At 59.8% G+C, this 14,418-nt stretch carries 19 protein-coding genes and 1 pseudogene; 6 read left to right on the top strand and 14 right to left on the bottom strand.

Annotated features, from left to right (window positions below; genetic code table 11):
* Positions 1 to 10: 10 nt before the first annotated feature.
* Positions 11 to 451 (top strand): SH3 domain-containing protein, encoded by a 441-nt coding sequence (locus AC07TV_RS09555; RefSeq protein WP_494648163.1) that lies wholly within the window; start codon positions 11 to 13, stop codon positions 449 to 451.
* Complete coding sequence (locus AC07TV_RS09550; RefSeq protein ID WP_494648162.1) at positions 448 to 1,437, top strand: NAD(P)H-dependent glycerol-3-phosphate dehydrogenase; 990 nt, start codon at positions 448 to 450, stop codon at positions 1,435 to 1,437. The genes AC07TV_RS09555 and AC07TV_RS09550 overlap by 4 nt, the downstream gene beginning before the upstream one ends.
* Here AC07TV_RS09550 and AC07TV_RS09545 read toward each other — a convergent pair.
* Both AC07TV_RS09545 and AC07TV_RS09540 read right to left on the bottom strand, forming a co-directional pair.
* Entirely contained in the window at positions 1,434 to 1,898 is a 465-nt protein-coding gene (locus AC07TV_RS09545; protein WP_494648161.1) for a tRNA (cytidine(34)-2'-O)-methyltransferase, read from the bottom strand. The genes AC07TV_RS09550 and AC07TV_RS09545 overlap by 4 nt on opposite strands.
* 44 nt (positions 1,899 to 1,942) lie before the next feature.
* Complete coding sequence (locus tag AC07TV_RS09540) at positions 1,943 to 2,659, bottom strand: ComF family protein (protein ID WP_494648160.1); 717 nt, start codon at positions 2,657 to 2,659, stop codon at positions 1,943 to 1,945.
* Positions 2,660 to 2,742: 83 nt separating this feature from the next.
* Here AC07TV_RS09540 and bioB point away from each other — a divergent pair, with 83 nt between their 5' ends.
* Together bioB and AC07TV_RS09530 are read left to right on the top strand one after the other, a co-directional pair.
* Positions 2,743 to 3,726, top strand: a complete 984-nt coding sequence (bioB, locus tag AC07TV_RS09535; RefSeq protein WP_494648159.1) for a biotin synthase BioB — start codon at positions 2,743 to 2,745, stop codon at positions 3,724 to 3,726.
* Positions 3,723 to 4,616: a methyltransferase domain-containing protein gene (locus AC07TV_RS09530; protein ID WP_494648158.1), complete on the top strand. Its 894-nt coding sequence runs from the start codon at positions 3,723 to 3,725 to the stop codon at positions 4,614 to 4,616. Before bioB ends, AC07TV_RS09530 begins: the two co-directional genes overlap by 4 nt.
* Positions 4,617 to 4,683: 67 nt before the next feature.
* On the opposite strand, the gene msrQ is transcribed toward AC07TV_RS09530, so the two are convergent.
* The 5 genes from msrQ to AC07TV_RS09505 form a co-directional block, all read right to left on the bottom strand.
* Positions 4,684 to 5,349 carry a protein-methionine-sulfoxide reductase heme-binding subunit MsrQ gene (gene msrQ / locus AC07TV_RS09525; protein WP_494648157.1) on the bottom strand — a complete coding sequence of 222 codons (666 nt, stop codon included), beginning with the start codon at positions 5,347 to 5,349 and terminating at the stop codon, positions 4,684 to 4,686.
* Position 5,350: 1 nt separating this feature from the next.
* Positions 5,351 to 6,301: a protein-methionine-sulfoxide reductase catalytic subunit MsrP gene (gene msrP / locus AC07TV_RS09520; RefSeq protein ID WP_494648156.1), complete on the bottom strand. Its 951-nt coding sequence runs from the start codon at positions 6,299 to 6,301 to the stop codon at positions 5,351 to 5,353.
* Positions 6,302 to 6,405: 104 nt separating this feature from the next.
* Positions 6,406 to 7,248 carry an HDOD domain-containing protein gene (locus AC07TV_RS09515; protein WP_494648155.1) on the bottom strand — a complete coding sequence of 281 codons (843 nt, stop codon included), beginning with the start codon at positions 7,246 to 7,248 and terminating at the stop codon, positions 6,406 to 6,408.
* Position 7,249: 1 nt separating this feature from the next.
* On the bottom strand, positions 7,250 to 7,681 hold the full coding sequence (locus AC07TV_RS09510) for a CBS domain-containing protein (protein ID WP_494648154.1): 432 nt from the start codon (positions 7,679 to 7,681) through the stop codon (positions 7,250 to 7,252).
* A 120-nt stretch (positions 7,682 to 7,801) separates the two neighbouring features.
* On the bottom strand, positions 7,802 to 8,437 hold the full coding sequence (locus AC07TV_RS09505; RefSeq protein ID WP_494648153.1) for a c-type cytochrome: 636 nt from the start codon (positions 8,435 to 8,437) through the stop codon (positions 7,802 to 7,804).
* A 107-nt stretch (positions 8,438 to 8,544) separates the two neighbouring features.
* Here AC07TV_RS09505 and yihA point away from each other — a divergent pair, with 107 nt between their 5' ends.
* Positions 8,545 to 9,207: a ribosome biogenesis GTP-binding protein YihA/YsxC gene (gene yihA / locus AC07TV_RS09500; RefSeq protein ID WP_494648461.1), complete on the top strand. Its 663-nt coding sequence runs from the start codon at positions 8,545 to 8,547 to the stop codon at positions 9,205 to 9,207.
* Between the two features lie 134 nt (positions 9,208 to 9,341).
* A complete protein-coding gene (hemB, locus tag AC07TV_RS09495) occupies positions 9,342 to 10,346 on the top strand; it encodes a porphobilinogen synthase (protein WP_494648152.1) in 1,005 nt (334 codons plus the stop codon).
* A gap of 51 nt (positions 10,347 to 10,397) precedes the next feature.
* Here hemB and slmA read toward each other — a convergent pair whose 3' ends face one another.
* From slmA to AC07TV_RS09460, 7 genes and pseudogenes are all read right to left on the bottom strand, one after another.
* Complete coding sequence (slmA, locus tag AC07TV_RS09490) at positions 10,398 to 11,006, bottom strand: nucleoid occlusion factor SlmA (RefSeq protein WP_494648151.1); 609 nt, start codon at positions 11,004 to 11,006, stop codon at positions 10,398 to 10,400.
* 12 nt (positions 11,007 to 11,018) lie between these two features.
* The gene (locus tag AC07TV_RS09485; RefSeq protein ID WP_494648150.1) at positions 11,019 to 11,681 is read right to left on the bottom strand and encodes a pyrimidine 5'-nucleotidase; all 663 of its coding nucleotides are present in this window, start codon (positions 11,679 to 11,681) and stop codon (positions 11,019 to 11,021) included.
* A gap of 64 nt (positions 11,682 to 11,745) precedes the next feature.
* Complete coding sequence (gene argB / locus AC07TV_RS09480; protein WP_494648149.1) at positions 11,746 to 12,633, bottom strand: acetylglutamate kinase; 888 nt, start codon at positions 12,631 to 12,633, stop codon at positions 11,746 to 11,748.
* Between the two features lie 83 nt (positions 12,634 to 12,716).
* On the bottom strand, positions 12,717 to 13,133 hold the full coding sequence (locus AC07TV_RS09475; protein WP_494648148.1) for an Hsp20/alpha crystallin family protein: 417 nt from the start codon (positions 13,131 to 13,133) through the stop codon (positions 12,717 to 12,719).
* A 60-nt stretch (positions 13,134 to 13,193) separates the two neighbouring features.
* A complete protein-coding gene (gene nudB / locus AC07TV_RS09470) occupies positions 13,194 to 13,649 on the bottom strand; it encodes a dihydroneopterin triphosphate diphosphatase (protein WP_494648147.1) in 456 nt (151 codons plus the stop codon).
* Entirely contained in the window at positions 13,646 to 14,074 is a 429-nt protein-coding gene (locus AC07TV_RS09465) for a barstar family protein (RefSeq protein WP_494648146.1), read from the bottom strand. Before AC07TV_RS09465 ends, nudB begins: the two co-directional genes overlap by 4 nt.
* Positions 14,075 to 14,084: 10 nt before the next feature.
* Positions 14,085 to 14,384, bottom strand: a pseudogene (locus AC07TV_RS09460) (guanyl-specific ribonuclease); the annotation flags it as partial.
* Between the last annotated feature and the right edge of the window lie 34 nt (positions 14,385 to 14,418).

Genomic DNA, 14,418 nt, shown 5'->3' with positions numbered 1-14,418 from the left:
GGTGATTGCCATGTGGCGTCGTGCGCTTGTCGCCCTGTCGCTGATCAGCGCTGCGGGAGCAGCGCTGGCTATCGACTACCGCTCGGTCAGTGTGCCGGCGGCCATTCTGTTCGATGCGCCGTCGCTGCAAGGCAAGAAGCTCTACCTGATCAAGGCGCAGACGCCGGTCGAGGTCGTCGTCAAGCTCGAAGGCTGGTTCAAGGTGCGCGATGCCGAAGGGACGCTGGCCTGGCTGGAGTCGCGCAACCTCGTGGACAAGCGGACGCTCGTTGTGACCGCGCCGCAAGCTGAAATTCGCCAGTCGGACAAGCCGGAATCGACCGTCCTGGCCGAACTGGACAAATGGGTGGCTGTTGAATTCATCGAACCCGCCTCGCCGGGCTGGGCCAAGGTGCGCCATCGCGACGGCGCGACCGGCTACATTCGTTCGACGCAGGTCTGGGGCCTATGAAAATTTCGCTGCTTGGCGCTGGTGCCTGGGGCACGGCGCTGTCCATTGCCTTTGCCGGCAAGCATGAGCTGACGCTGTGGTCGCGCGAAGAGGATGTCGCTGCCGACCTGAAATCCACCCGAGAAAACCATCGGTTTTTCCCGGGCTACAAGTTGCCGGACTCGGTCGCCGTGTCTACGGACTTCGAGGCAGCGGTTGCCGCGGCCGAGTTGCTCATCGTGGCGACGCCGATTGCCGGTTTGCGGCCCACGGTCGAGCGTCTCAAGGCCATCGGCTGCACGTTGCCGGTGTTGTGGGTGTGCAAGGGTTTCGAGGCGGGTAGCGGCAAGCTGCCGCATCAGGTGGTGACTGAAGTGCTCGGCCAACAGGCCTTGTGCGGGGCGTTGTCCGGCCCCAGCTTTGCCGAGGAAGTGGCGGCCGGTCAGCCGACTGCCGTGGCGCTGGCCGGCAATGACCCGGCCTTCGCCCGCGAAGCGGCGCGCCAGTTGCACACCTCGCGCCTGCGTATCTACGCCAACGATGATCTGGTCGGCGTCGAAGTCGGTGGTGCCGTCAAGAATGTGTTGGCCATCGCTACGGGCGTTTGCGATGGACTTGGGCTAGGCCTGAATTCCCGGGCGGCACTCATGACCCGGGGTTTGGCCGAAATTGCCCGGCTTGGTCTGGCGCTGGGTGCTGACCGGCAGACTTTCATGGGTCTGGCCGGCATGGGTGACCTGATCCTGACCTGTACCGGCGATCTGTCGCGCAACCGTCGCGTCGGTCTGGCGCTGGCCCAGAACAAATCGCTGCCACAGATTCTCGAAGAACTCGGGCATGTCGCCGAAGGCGTTTATACCGCCCGCGAAGTTGATCGTCTGTCGAGCCAACTCGGCGTCGATATGCCGATCAGCGCCGCCGTGGCGGCCGTGCTGGATGGTCGTTTGACTGCAGCGCAGGCCGTCGAGCAGTTGATGGCCCGCGATCCGAAAGAAGAGTTGGCCTAGCTGGCGCCTGCGAAGCCGGCTTGGCGCCAGGCTTCGAAGACGGTGACGGCGGCAGCGTTGGAGAGGTTGAGGCTGCGCTGCCCGGCCTGCATGGGCAGGCGCAGTCGCTGTTCCGGCGGAAACTCGGCGAGCACTTCCGGCGGCAGTCCGCTCGTTTCGCGACCAAAAACAAATACATCGTTTTCCTGCAGAGCCGTATCGAACGGACTGCCCGTGCCTTTGGTCGTCATGGCAAACGTGCGCCGGCCGGCCAGTGCCGCCTTGCACGCGTCCCAGTCGGCGTGACGCACGACGCGAGCGTATTCGTGATAATCCAGTCCGGCCCGGCGCAAACCCTTGTCGGTGATGTCAAAGCCGAGCGGTTCGACCAGATGCAGCTCGGCTCCGGTATTGGCGCACAGGCGAATGATATTGCCCGTGTTGGGCGGAATTTCGGGCTGGTAGAGAACGACGGCAAACACGCGACAGCTTTCGAACGGTGAAGGGGGCGAATTAGAGCATGGATTCAGTGCCGTAGCGCACGGGCGATGACGGCAACGGTGACCTCGGCGGCGCCATGCAGTTTGAGGACGCGGGCGCACTCGTTGGCTGTCGCGCCGGTGGTCATGACGTCGTCGATGAGCAGCAGGCGCTGGCCGGTGAAGTCCTGCCGACACTCGAAGGCGCCACGGACGTTTTTGTGGCGCTCCTTGTGCGGCATCGAGGTTTGTGGAGGCGTTACTCGCGTGCGCAGGACATTCCCACGGTCAACCGGAATTTTTGCCCAAAATTGAAATGCCCTGGCGATCTCGGCTGACTGGTTGAAGCCCCTTTCCTGCAGGCGTTCAGCGTGCAGGGGGAGGGGAATGATGCAATCGAATGCTTCGGTGCTGCTTAGCCCGGCCAGTTTTTGCCCAGCCCAGCCGGCCACCGCCAGTTGGTGCCCGTACTTGAGTGCATGAACGATTCGATCGACCGGAAAGTCGTAGCAGTAAAGGGCGATGGTCCGCGCGAAGTGCGGCGTCTCACGCAGGCAGGCGCCGCAGCGTTCGCCATGCGTCGTCGGGACGGCGCAGATCGGGCACAGGGCCGTGGGCAAGGGAGGAAGATCGTTCGTGCATGGCGGGCAGAGCAGGTTCCCCCGGCTGTCGGCGCCACAAAGCAGGCAACTGCCTGGCAGGGCGGCGTCGAGGATTTTCCGGCCAAGCCGTTTGAGCCCTTCGGGCTGGGGTAAAATTGACATCCAGCCGGAGCGTCCGCGATAATCCATAATTACCGATGCGTTTCGTATCTGATTTTTATAGCATTTTTCACGCAAGGCCTTTCATGCAAGCTAGTTCCACCGCCGCCGTTTCGTCTGTTTCCCAGTCTGCTCCCGCCCGTCTCTGGTCGGTTGCTGAAGTACTCGCGCTCTACGAGTTGCCGCTGATGGACCTGATCTGGCGGGCGCAGGGAGTGCACCGCGAAAACTTCGATCCGAACGCCATTCAACGCTCGACGCTGCTTTCGGTCAAGACCGGCGGCTGTTCGGAAGATTGCAGCTATTGCTCGCAGTCGGCCCGCTATGACACCGACACCGAGCGCGAGCGTCTGATGCCGCTCGACGAGGTGGTTGCCGCTGCCCAGGCCGCCAAGGCCAAGGGCGCTTCGCGCTTCTGCATGGGGGCCGCCTGGAAGGGGCCGAAGGACAACGATCTCGACCGCGTGCTCGACATGGTGCGCGAAGTGAAGGCGCTGGGCATGCAGACCTGCGTGACCCTCGGCATGCTCAAGGAAGGCCAGGCTGAAAAGCTCAAGGACGCCGGCCTCGACTACTACAACCACAATCTTGATACCGACAAGGAGTTCTACGGTCAGGTCATCAAGACGCACACTCAGGACGACCGTCTCGATACCCTCGAGCAGGTCCGCGATGCCGGCATCAACGTCTGCTCCGGCGGCATCATCGGCATGGGCGAATCGCGCAAGAACCGCGCTGGTTTGCTCGTTCAACTGGCCAACCTGCCCAAGGCGCCGGAGTCCGTGCCGATCAACAATCTTGTGCCGATTCCCGGTACGCCGCTGGCCGACAAGGATCGCCTCGACCCGTTCGAGTTCGTGCGGACCATCGCCGCCGCCCGCATCATGATGCCGACCTCGTGGGTTCGCCTGTCGGCTGGTCGCCAGGAGATGAGTGACGAACTGCAGGCCCTGTGCTTCCTGGCTGGTGCCAATTCGATGTTCTATGGCGATTTCTTGCTGACCACCGGCAACCCGGACATCGAACGCGACGACGCGCTGTTTGCCCGTCTCGGCGTCAAGGCAATTTGAGCTCAGCCAGCCCGCATTCAGGTTTTGTCGACCGGCAACACGTCGGTCGACGCTTTGCCAGAGTTGCCGCAACCTATGGCGAAGGCGATTTTTTCGCCCGCGAAGTCGATCGCCGGATGCAAGAGCGGCTCGATTTCGTCAAGGTCGAACCGAAGCGGATTCTCGACCTCGGCTGCAGTCGCGGTGGGAGCTTTCCCGGTCTGTCCGCCCGCTATCCCGAGGCTGAACTGATCGGTCTGGATGTCGCGCCGGCCATGCTTTCTGCCGGCCGTATCCCGCGCGCCGGCTGGCAACGCTGGCTGGGGCTCGGCAAGAATGCCGAGCCGCTTCGCCTGGCGGCCGATGCGGCCAATTTGCCCCTGAAATCGCGGTCTACCGCAATCGTCTGGTCCAACCTGCTGCTGCACTGGCTGGATGATCCGATTCCGGCGCTGGCCGAAGCGCACCGCGTGCTTGAAGTTGGCGGCTTGCTGATGTTCTCGACCCTTGGCCCGGATACGCTGAAGGAACTGCGTGCCGCTTTCGCCGATGGTTACGCCCACACCCAACGTTTTGCCGACATGCACGATCTCGGCGACATGCTGGTCGGCTGCGGCTTTGCCGATCCGGTCATGGACATGGAGGTCATCACGCTGACCTACGACGATGTGGACGCCATGTTTGCCGAACTGCGTGCTGCCGGCTCATCCTGCGCCATGAAGGCCCGGCGCCACGGGATGACCGGCCGAAAGTCGTGGGCGAGCGGCAAGGCCGCCTACGAAGCGATGCGCAAGGATGGCAGGCTACCGGCGACCTTCGAGGTCATCTACGGTCACGCCTGGAAGGCAGAGCCGAAGAAAACGCCGGATGGTCGCGCCATCGTCCGCTTTGATCTGACCCGGAAAGGCTGAGGCCTAGTCCCGAGGCTTTCAATTTTGGCCGTTTTTTCCAGTTGACCGTGGCAAGCTGCCGGACGGATCAATCCGGTTTCTGTTTGAAGAATTTCAGCGGCTTCACTCCCTGAAATTGCGGTACCGGGATCGCCTTGCGCTGGCGTTCACGAATCCGCCAGCCGAGTAGCATGGCGACGGCCACGGAATACGCCAGCGGCCAGAGCAGCGCGGTGGCCTTGACCAGCCAGAAATAATGCACTGTGGCGAGAATGCTGATCAGGTAGATGCTGCGGTGCAGTTCCTGCCATTTTCGTCCGCCCAGCTTGCGAATGGCCCAGTTGCTCGAGGTGGCAGCCAGTGGAATCAACAACAGGAAGGCGGCAAAGCCGACTGTCACGAAGGGGCGCTTGAAAATATCCTTGGCGATGTCATCGAGTACGAAGTCATGGTCGAAGCCGATGAAACTCAGGAAGTGCAGCGTGGCGTAGAAAAAACAGAATAGCCCGAGCATGCGCCGCAGCCGGGTCAGCCAGTGTATTTGCGTCATCGCCCGCAGCGGCGTCACGCAGAGCGTGATGAGCAGCAGGTTGAAGGTCCAGGTGCCGGTCCACCGCTGGACGAATTCCACCGGGTTGGCCCCGAAGTCTCCGGTATAAGCAGCCCACACCAGGCGCATTGCGGGGATCAGGCAGAGGGCGAAGAGGGCGATCTTGATCTGGCCAAGTTGGCGGTTGTCGGGGTTGAAGCTCATGTCAGAAATTTTTCCGTAAATCCATGCCGGCGTACAGGCCGGCGACCTGCTCGGCGTAGCCATTGAAGGGTAGCGTCTTGCGTTTGAGAAACTCGCCGAGACGGCGTTCGCTGGCTTGACTCCAGCGCCGGTGCGGGACATCCGGATTGACGTTGGAGTAGAAGCCATACTCGTCAGGCCCGGCTTTCATCCATGCCGTTTGCGGTTGCTTCTCGACAAAGCGAATGCGAACGATCGATTTTGCCCCCTTGAAGCCGTATTTCCAAGGCACGATGAGGCGAAGCGGAGCCCCGTTCTGCTTCGGCATGACCTCGCCGTACATGCCGACTGCGAGAAGCGTCAGCGGATGTCGTGCTTCATCGAGCCTGAGTGCTTCGACATACGGCCAATCAAGCAGCGGAATGCGCACGTAGGGCATTTGTTCGGGATCGTCCAGGCTCCAGAACTCGACGAACTTGGCGTTGCCGGTCAGTTCGACCCGTTTGAGCAGTTCGCCGAACGGAAATCCGACCCAGGGCACAACAGCACTCCACCCCTCGACGCAACGCAGCCGGTAAATGCGCTCCTCGAGTGGCGCCCATTTCAGGATATCTTCGATGGCAAAGGTCTTTGCCGTTTTGACTTCGCCGTCGATCGTCACTGTCCACGGCCGCGTGCGCAAGCGATGGGCATTTTTCGCCGGGCTGTCCTTGTCCGGTCCGAATTCGTAGAAATTGCCGTAAGTCGTCATCGACTGGTACGGCGTCAGTTTGTCGTCGCGCGTCGAGAACGGGCTGGCGAGCAGACTCTCGAAACGGCCGCTTCCGCTGCGGGGCTCCGCGCCGTGGGCTAGTCCCAGGCTAGCCGCACCGAGGCCGAGGGCGAGAGAACGAACGAAGTCGCGGCGACCGGCGTAAACCTGCGGATCGGTGATTTCAGAGCTGGGTAATTCCGGGTGGGGGCGAATCAGCATGATGGTTCCTGAAGGCTTGCGTATCCATTAGTCGGTATCCTTCCCGAATCCTTACAGCGAAGGCCCGGCGCGATGAATTTCAGACTGACAGGATGCCCGCAGGTTCAGGCAGAAAGCGCCGCCCGCAACTCGACGATATCTTCTTCGGCGCTCTTCAGGAGATCGGCGTAGCGTAGGCGGTCCTCCTCCCGTCTAACCTCTTCCTCGGTGTCCACCACGCTGCGTTGCCACGGCAGGCAGTTGTCGGATAGCGCGATGGCAAAATAGAGAATATCGCTGATGGTGCAGGGCTTTTCGACCCGGCTCAAATGGCTTTGGTCGCGCACGGCATCCGTAATCGCCGCCGGTAGCCCCAGGATGTGCAACAGGCTCTCGCCTATCCCTTCGTGCCAACCGGCCAGCAGTTCGATCATTGCCGGCTCGTTGTTGCGGTATTCCGGGTATTCCGCCGCACGAAACAGCAGGTAGAAAATGCCGATGTTGTGGACCAGACCGGTCAGCATTGCGTTTTCCGGCTGAACGCGGCCCAGATTGCGGGCCAGCACACGCGCGATTGCCGCAACCTGCAAGGAGTGCTCCCAGGTTTGCCGGGAAATATGATCGTAGGCCGCCAGATTCCTGGACCTCAGCATCTGATCCATGGCCACGGCCAAGGATGTCGTTCGGACAATGTCGAACCCAAGCCGCTTGACTACGGCATTGAGGTTCGAAACCTCATCGCCGGAAGGGTTGTAGACGACCGAGTTGGCCAGTCGTAAAAGCTTGCTGGAGATCAGCGGCTCGACGCTGATCGCCTGAACCACTTGTTCGGTGCTGGCAAATGGATCTTTCAGTGCGTTACGGACGAGAATGGCCGCATCCAGGCAGGTCGGAAAATTGACATCGCCCGACAGATCGCGGGCGATATCTTCGAGGATGCGAAAGTGGATACTGCTACCGCTGCTCATTTCAACTGGCGATGTAGTGTTCCAGCTGGGTGATCAGGAATTGCTGGTCGCAGATCGTTTCCTTGACCAGATCGCCGATGGAGATGATGCCCAGCACATTTCCTTCGTCATCCAGTACCGGTAGGTGGCGGAAGTGCTTTTCGGTCATCAGGGCCATGCACTCGTCAAGCGAAACCCCTGGAGTCACGTAGGCAACCTTGTCGCTCATGATTTCCTTGACCAGGGTTTCCTTGGATGTCTTGCCGTGCAGGATGATTTTTCGCGCATAGTCGCGTTCGGAAAAAATGCCGACCAGTTGTTCGCCGTCCAGAACCAACACGGCACCGACCTCATGCTTGGCCATTACGGTTAGAGCGTGAAAAACGGTATCGCCAGGCGCGACGACGGCCAATGGGCGATTCCGGCCCGCGAGAAGCTGTTTGAGCGTCTTCATGTTTTGTCTCCTACTCCGTTGGGGTATTGTGTGTCCAGTCTAGTCGCGTCGACGTAGACTGCCAAGCGCCAGAAAAACAAAAAGGCAGCCGAGGCTGCCTTTCTCATGCTGGTGCGCCAATCAGCGCAGGCCGGCGGCGTATTCGGCGACTGCCTTGATTTCGGCGTCGGACAGCTTGGCTGCGATCGTGCGCATCATCTTTTCCGGATCGTTGGCGCGTTCGTCAACACGGAAAGCCTTCAACTGGGCTTCGGTGTATTCCTGGAACTGACCTGCCAGACGCGGGTACTGGGCGGGCAAGCCGGCACCAGCCGGGCCGTGACAGCCGGCACAGGCCGGTACGCCTTTCTTGAAGTCACCCTGGCGCCAGATTTTCTGGCCAAGCGCGATCTGTTTTTCGTCCTTGGCAGCGGCTGGCTTCTGCTTCTGGCTGGCGAACCAGGCAGCGACGTTCTTGATGTCGTCGTCGGAGAGAGGGGCAGCCATACCGGCCATGATCGGGTTGTTGCGCACGGGCGGCTTGTCGCCAACCGGCTTGAAGTTCTTCAGTTGCTTGGCGATGTATTCCTCAACCTGGCCTGCCAGATTCGGATTGGCCGAAGTCGGGCTGTTGCCATCGACGCCATGACAGGCAACACAGATGGATTCGGCAATAGCCTTGCCTTTGGCTGGGTCAGCCTTGGCATGCGCTTCTTCGGAAGCGTGGGTGACGAAACTGGTGGCGAAAAGGATCGCCAGTGCCGCTTTACGGATCATTTCGAACTCCTAGTGCGCGTTTATGGGCGCTTTGGCCGGAACGGAGGTTACAAACCTGTTATTCTATATCAGTTCGCCGCCCTCTTGGCGGGTCTTCCGAGTTTTTTATGCCTCTGTTCCAGCAGGCGGTTTTTTTGACAACCGTCGCCAATCTCCGTGATTTACCGCAGGATTCTGTTCGCGAAGTGGCCTTCGCTGGCCGTTCCAATGCCGGAAAATCTTCTGCCATCAATACCCTGGCGGGGCGTGTTCGTCTCGCCTACGTCAGCAAAACACCGGGTCGTACGCAGCATTTGAATTATTTCACGCTGGCCGACGGCAAGTATTTCGTGGACTTGCCGGGCTATGGTTATGCCAAGGCGCCGGAGGCGATTCGCTCGCAGTGGGAAGGCCTGATTGGCCCCTACCTGAGCAAGCGGGATCAGTTGGCCGGGCTGGTTGTCATCATGGACATCCGTCGGCCGATGACCGACCTTGATTTGCGCCTGATTGACTGGTTTCGCCCAACCGGGCGACCGATCCATATCCTGCTTTCCAAGGCCGACAAGTTGAGCCGCCAGGAGCAGATGAAAGCCCTGAAATCGGTCAAGGCCGAGGTGGCGACCTGGGGTGATGCTGACCTGTATTCGGTTCAGCTCTTTTCCAGCTTGAAAAAGACCGGTGTCGAAGAGGCTGAGGGCGTTCTCGCCAGTTGGCTGGAGATCGAAATCAAGCCAAAAGAAAACAAAGGGCCCCCGGATAAGGGGAGTCCGGGGGCCAAAAAGCCTTAACAGGGTCAAGGCGCCCGCTCAGGGAGGTGAAGCGGGAGACAGCGCGTGCCATCTGCCGAATCTGACGCGCGTCATGGCGGGAAGTTCCGCCGAGTATGAAAATTTTTCTGTGTTCAATTGATCGAGGTTGAGGCATGGCTGTTGTGACTGGTGGTTTTCCCGGAACCCGGATGCGCCGGATGCGGCGTGATGATTTTTCCCGCCGTTTGATGCGGGAGTCGGTGCTGACAGCCGACGATTTCATTTACCCGGTTTTTGTACTTGAGGGCGAAGGGCGTGTCGAAAAAGTGTCGTCCATGCCCGGCGTTGAGCGCCAGTCGCTCGATGTTTTGTTGAAGACGGCGGAGCGGGCTGTAAAACTCGGGATTCCGGCTTTGGCGCTGTTTCCGGTAATCGACGCTTCGCTGAAGTCGCTCGGGGCCGAAGAGGCGTACAACGCCAACGGACTGGTGCCGCGGGTGATCAAGGCGCTCAAGCGCGAATTCCCGAATCTCGGGGTGATTACCGATGTGGCGCTCGATCCCTATACCAGCCATGGCCAGGATGGGCTGATCGACGAAACGGGCTACGTCTTGAACGATGAGACGCTGGAAGTCCTGGCCAGGCAGGCGCTGTGTCATGCCCAGGCCGGGGTCGATGTCGTCGCACCATCGGACATGATGGATGGTCGTATTGCCCGTATTCGGGCCGAACTGGAGGGGGCCGGACAGATTTACACACGCATTCTGGCCTATTCCGCCAAGTATGCGTCGGCCTTCTACGGCCCCTTCCGCGATGCGGTCGGTTCGGCTGGCAATCTGGGCAAGGGCAACAAGTACACCTACCAGATGGACCCGGCGAATACCGACGAGGCGTTGCGCGAAGTGGCGCTCGACCTTGAAGAGGGCGCCGACATGGTCATGGTCAAGCCTGGCATGCCGTATCTGGACATCGTGCGGCGCGTCAAGGATGAGTTCAAGGTACCGACCTATGCCTATCAGGTCAGCGGCGAGTACGCGATGCTCAAGGCAGCGGCACAGAACGGCTGGCTGGACGAGAAGGCCTGCGTGCTGGAGAGCCTGCTGGCGTTCAAGCGGGCTGGAGCCGATGGCATCCTGACTTATTTTGCACTCGATGCGGCGGAGTATCTGAGGGGCTGAGCTCAGCGATTCTGGATGGAAAAATGGCGGCCTAAGCCGCCATTTTGTTTTTCAGGCGCCTGGTGCGCCGGATTGCGACAGACAGGCGAAATAGAGCATTGGCCATTGCTGTGGCCATTGAGTCAGTGGCTCGCGCGTGAAGCCGCTGCGCGCGTATTGTTCCCAGCGGCCGACGACGTAGCAGCGCAGCAAATTGGCCAGGGCGCCGAAATCGGCATCGGGCTTGAGGTTTTCCTGGGTGGCGGCGATGCGCAGGGCCTGTTTGATGGCCGCTTCGACTTTGTCGAGCAGGGTGTTGATGCGGATTTGCAGGCGCTCGTTTTCATTGACCAGGGCGTCGCCGATCAGGACCCGGGTCATGCCGCGGTTGCGTTGGGCAAAACGCAGGAGCAGGCCGATGATCAGCTCGACTTGTTTGAAGCCTTCGTTTTCCTCGGTGGTGATCTGGTTGATGACGCTGAACAGGCTTTGCTCGACGAATTCGATCAGACCTTCGAACATCTGGGCCTTGCTGGCGAAATGGCGGTAAAGCGCCGCTTCGGAGCAATCCAGTTTGCCGGCCAGCGCGGCAGTGGTGATTTTTTCCCCTTTCGGGGTTTCCAGCATTTCGGCTAGCGTCTGCAGGATTTGCAGGCGGCGTTCGCCCGGTTTTGTCGCCATGTTTCCCCCTCCTCAGATTTCATTTTTGGCCGAAATTTCCAGTCGACCGTAGCATTTTGATAATTGTGTTGCCGAGCGGATTTTAACGTCAACAAAAGGCGACTGGCGTGAGCCAGCGCTCACCCACACAGTTTTCATACCGAGCTTTTTGGCGGTGACGAGGTTGGCCAGACTGTCCTCAATCATGATGCAACGACGCGGGTCGAGGTGCTCGGCGCGGAGCAGGGTGCGGAATCCCGAGAGCATGGGCTTGGGTTGGAAACGCAGGTTTTCGACCGTATAGACGGCATCGAAACAACGGTCGAGGCCGGTTATCTCGAGAATCGCTTCGGCGTAATGCCGCGGCGCATTGGAGAAAATGATCCTGCGGCCGGGCAGCCGGCGTAGCGTGTGGAGCAGGGGCTTGTCGAAGACAACCATGCGCGGCAGGTCGGGAAACCGGTGGGTTTCGCGCAGGAAGTGGCGCGGGTCGGTGTCGTGGTGGCGCATCAGGCCGAGCAGCGTGGCGCCATAACGTTCCCAGTAGCCTTGTCGAATCCGCGTCGCCTCATGTTCGTCGACGCCGAGGTGGTGCTCGATGTATTGGCGCATCGAACGGTTGATGTGGGGGAAGATATGCGGCGTCGCGTTGTGCAGTGTGTTGTCGAGGTCGAACAGCCAGACCGGGTTTTTCATGGCCATTTCCGTTGCGGAAAGGAAAAAGCCCGCTGTCGCGGGCTTTTGGGAGTGCAATCAAGCATCAGTGCGACTTGATCATTGTACCGACGCCATGGTCGGTCAGAATTTCCAGTAGCAACGCGTGTTCGACGCGGCCGTCGATGATGTGCACGCCCTTGACCCCATTGCGGGCGGCATCAAGCGCCGAGCCGATTTTTGGCAGCATGCCGCCGGACAGGGTGCCATCCTCGACCATTTCGTCGATCTGCTTGGGGGTGATGCCGGTAATCAGATCACCGTTCTTGTCGAGCACCCCCGGCGTGTTGGTCAGCAACACGAGCTTTTCGGCCTTGAGGACTTCGGCAATCTTGCCGGCGACGACGTCGGCGTTGATGTTATAGGTCTCGCCATCCTTGCCGACACCGATCGGGGCGATGACCGGAATGAAGGACCCCTTGTCGAGGTGGTCGATCAGGGTCGGGTCGATGGAAACGATCTCGCCGACCTGGCCGACGTCGATCAGGTCGCCCGGGTGGTCCTTGTTTTCCAGCATCAGCTTCTTGGCACGGATGAAGTTGCCATCCTTGCCGGTCAGGCCGACGGCCTTGCCGCCATGCTGGTTGATCAAGTTGACGATGTCCTTGTTGACTTGGCCACCAAGCACCATTTCAACGACTTCCATCGTTTCGGCATCGGTGACGCGCATGCCCTGAACGAACTCGCCCTTCTTGCCGACACGGCCGAGCAGACTTTCGATCTGCGGGCCGCCGCCATGCACGACGACGATGTTAAAGCCGACCAGTTCAAGCAGCACAACATCACGGGCGAAGCAGCTTTTCAGGTGCTCGTCGGTCATCGCATTGCCGCCGTATTTAACGACGATGGTCTTGCCGTGGAAACGCTTGATGTAGGGCAGGGCTTCGGCCAGAACGGCGGCCTTGATGCCGGGGGTGAGGTCTTCAATGCTCATGGCGGGCTCCAAGTGGAATCGCCGCGGATTGTACAAAGAAAAAGGCCGGAACGGGGTCCGGCCTTGTGTGAACGGTGCTGGCGTTAAACGATGCTTAAACGTTTGCTGGTGGTTTCAGTCCGTTTTGGCAGGGTCAGTTCAAGTACGCCATCGTTGAACTTGGCGACGGCTTTGCCATCGTCGATTTCCTGCCCCAGTTGGAACGAACGGGACACCTTGCCAAAGTAACGCTCGGAACGAAGTACGCGCTCACCTTCCTTGGTTTCCTTTTCCTGTTTGACTTCGGCGCTGATCGATATCTGGTTGCCATCGACGACTACATGAATGTCTTCCTTCTTGACGCCCGGCAGGTCGGCATGGATCAGATAGCTGTCGCCCTGCTCCCTGACATCCATCTTGATCGACGGAGGCTGGGCGGGGGTGCCTTCAAAATCCACGGGGCGTACGAAAAATCCGCGGAACAAGTCGTCGAATGGGTCGATTCGGGTAATGTTTGCCATGGTTTTCTCCTTGGTGAATGAAGCTGTCGTGGACCAAATATAGGAGAGGTTTTGGCAGATTCAAGTGCCGGAGCGCCAGCTATTTGCCAGCATGAGAATGGCGTCGCGATTGCTCCATGAAAAGCAGCGCTCGGCAGCCTCTCGCCAGGGAAGCCATTGCCAGTCGCGGTGTTCGTCGGGGGCCGTAACGATGGGCGGTCGATCGGCCAGCTTCAGGCTGAATACATGTTCAACGTTATGGGTTATTCCTGGGGCGTAGCGGTGCCGCCATTCGCTGAAAATTTCGAAGGTGTTGGTCATCTGCCAGTCAATCAGCTCGCCTAGGGCAGTGTCGATCCCGGTTTCTTCGAGGACTTCGCGGCGTGCGGTGTCGATCAATGTCTCGCTGCCTTCGCGGCTACCCGTCACCGATTGCCAAAACCCTGGGTGGGCTGCTCTTTCCAGCAGGAGCACGTCAAGGGACGCCGTGTGAATGACGACCAGAACGGAAACCGGCTGTTTGTGGCCGGTGGTCATGCCTCGGCAAGCATCGGAATGCCTCGCGCCGGGGCGTCGATCAGTATCCAGAAGGGCGTATGCGCGTTTCGCCTGTCCTCTGCGGCAGCCTGTAAGACCTCTATCAAGGTTGCGAAATCCGCCGGTTGCGATGCGCGCAAGCGGGTTATGCCGTTGATGAACAGAACGTGACCCTTCGCAGGGTGCCAATCGGGATCGGTCAGGCAGTCGAAGAGCGCATCAAAATTGTTGCCATACCAGCTCGGGAAATTCAGCGCGGCACCCAGTTGAAGCAAGACATCCTGAGTTGAAACGTGTTTTGCTATATCGGCCTTCAGGACACACAAATCTGCCTGGTGGGCAGCCATCTCGATGGTGGCCTGTTGTGTTGCTGCCAAGTAAAAGACACCGGAGGCATTGGCATTTTCCAGCAGGTTTTCGTTCATGGATGGGTCCCTATTCCACTATTTGTCGAAAGGTCCGGTAATGATCGTCGGTGTAATAGTAGCTGTTGTCGCGACTAGCGACGATCCGGCGAGGCCCGCGATCCTTGCGCCACGGGGTTTTTACCGTGTACTCGCGATAGTAGCCTCGTGGATGCAGTGGTAACCGTTTTTCAAAGTTGCCGAATACGACCCCATCGCGCTGGTAGGGAAAAGGGCCTCCAGCCTTGATCAGGGCAAGTGTCTGCCGGGCTTCGGCTGGCAAATTTGCCGCATGAATCGTGTCGACCGCAGCATCGCGCCCGAAGCTGAAACCGAATGCGCTCCCGATCGCCAGCCAGGCGACG

The sequence above is a fragment of the Azonexus sp. GW821-FHT04F04 genome, from assembly GCF_059420025.1.
The sequence above is the reverse complement of the archived record's forward strand: the minus strand, read 5'-3'. Positions and strand labels throughout refer to the sequence as shown.

Excerpts from the sequence above, each read along its gene's own strand:
- AC07TV_RS09555 (WP_494648163.1), top strand. The coding sequence starts at position 11 with ATGTGGCGTCGTGCGCTTGTCGCCCTGTCGCTGATCAGCGCTGCGGGA.
- AC07TV_RS09550 (WP_494648162.1), top strand. The coding sequence starts at position 448 with ATGAAAATTTCGCTGCTTGGCGCTGGTGCCTGGGGCACGGCGCTGTCC.
- AC07TV_RS09540 (WP_494648160.1), bottom strand. The coding sequence starts at position 2,659 with ATGTCAATTTTACCCCAGCCCGAAGGGCTCAAACGGCTTGGCCGGAAA.
- bioB (WP_494648159.1), top strand. The coding sequence starts at position 2,743 with ATGCAAGCTAGTTCCACCGCCGCCGTTTCGTCTGTTTCCCAGTCTGCT.
- msrQ (WP_494648157.1), bottom strand. The coding sequence starts at position 5,349 with ATGAGCTTCAACCCCGACAACCGCCAACTTGGCCAGATCAAGATCGCC.
- msrP (WP_494648156.1), bottom strand. The coding sequence starts at position 6,301 with ATGCTGATTCGCCCCCACCCGGAATTACCCAGCTCTGAAATCACCGAT.
- AC07TV_RS09515 (WP_494648155.1), bottom strand. The coding sequence starts at position 7,248 with ATGAGCAGCGGTAGCAGTATCCACTTTCGCATCCTCGAAGATATCGCC.
- AC07TV_RS09510 (WP_494648154.1), bottom strand. The coding sequence starts at position 7,681 with ATGAAGACGCTCAAACAGCTTCTCGCGGGCCGGAATCGCCCATTGGCC.
- AC07TV_RS09505 (WP_494648153.1), bottom strand. The coding sequence starts at position 8,437 with ATGATCCGTAAAGCGGCACTGGCGATCCTTTTCGCCACCAGTTTCGTC.
- yihA (WP_494648461.1), top strand. The coding sequence starts at position 8,545 with ATGCCTCTGTTCCAGCAGGCGGTTTTTTTGACAACCGTCGCCAATCTC.
- hemB (WP_494648152.1), top strand. The coding sequence starts at position 9,342 with ATGGCTGTTGTGACTGGTGGTTTTCCCGGAACCCGGATGCGCCGGATG.
- slmA (WP_494648151.1), bottom strand. The coding sequence starts at position 11,006 with ATGGCGACAAAACCGGGCGAACGCCGCCTGCAAATCCTGCAGACGCTA.
- AC07TV_RS09485 (WP_494648150.1), bottom strand. The coding sequence starts at position 11,681 with ATGAAAAACCCGGTCTGGCTGTTCGACCTCGACAACACACTGCACAAC.
- argB (WP_494648149.1), bottom strand. The coding sequence starts at position 12,633 with ATGAGCATTGAAGACCTCACCCCCGGCATCAAGGCCGCCGTTCTGGCC.
- AC07TV_RS09475 (WP_494648148.1), bottom strand. The coding sequence starts at position 13,133 with ATGGCAAACATTACCCGAATCGACCCATTCGACGACTTGTTCCGCGGA.
- nudB (WP_494648147.1), bottom strand. The coding sequence starts at position 13,649 with ATGACCACCGGCCACAAACAGCCGGTTTCCGTTCTGGTCGTCATTCAC.
- AC07TV_RS09465 (WP_494648146.1), bottom strand. The coding sequence starts at position 14,074 with ATGAACGAAAACCTGCTGGAAAATGCCAATGCCTCCGGTGTCTTTTAC.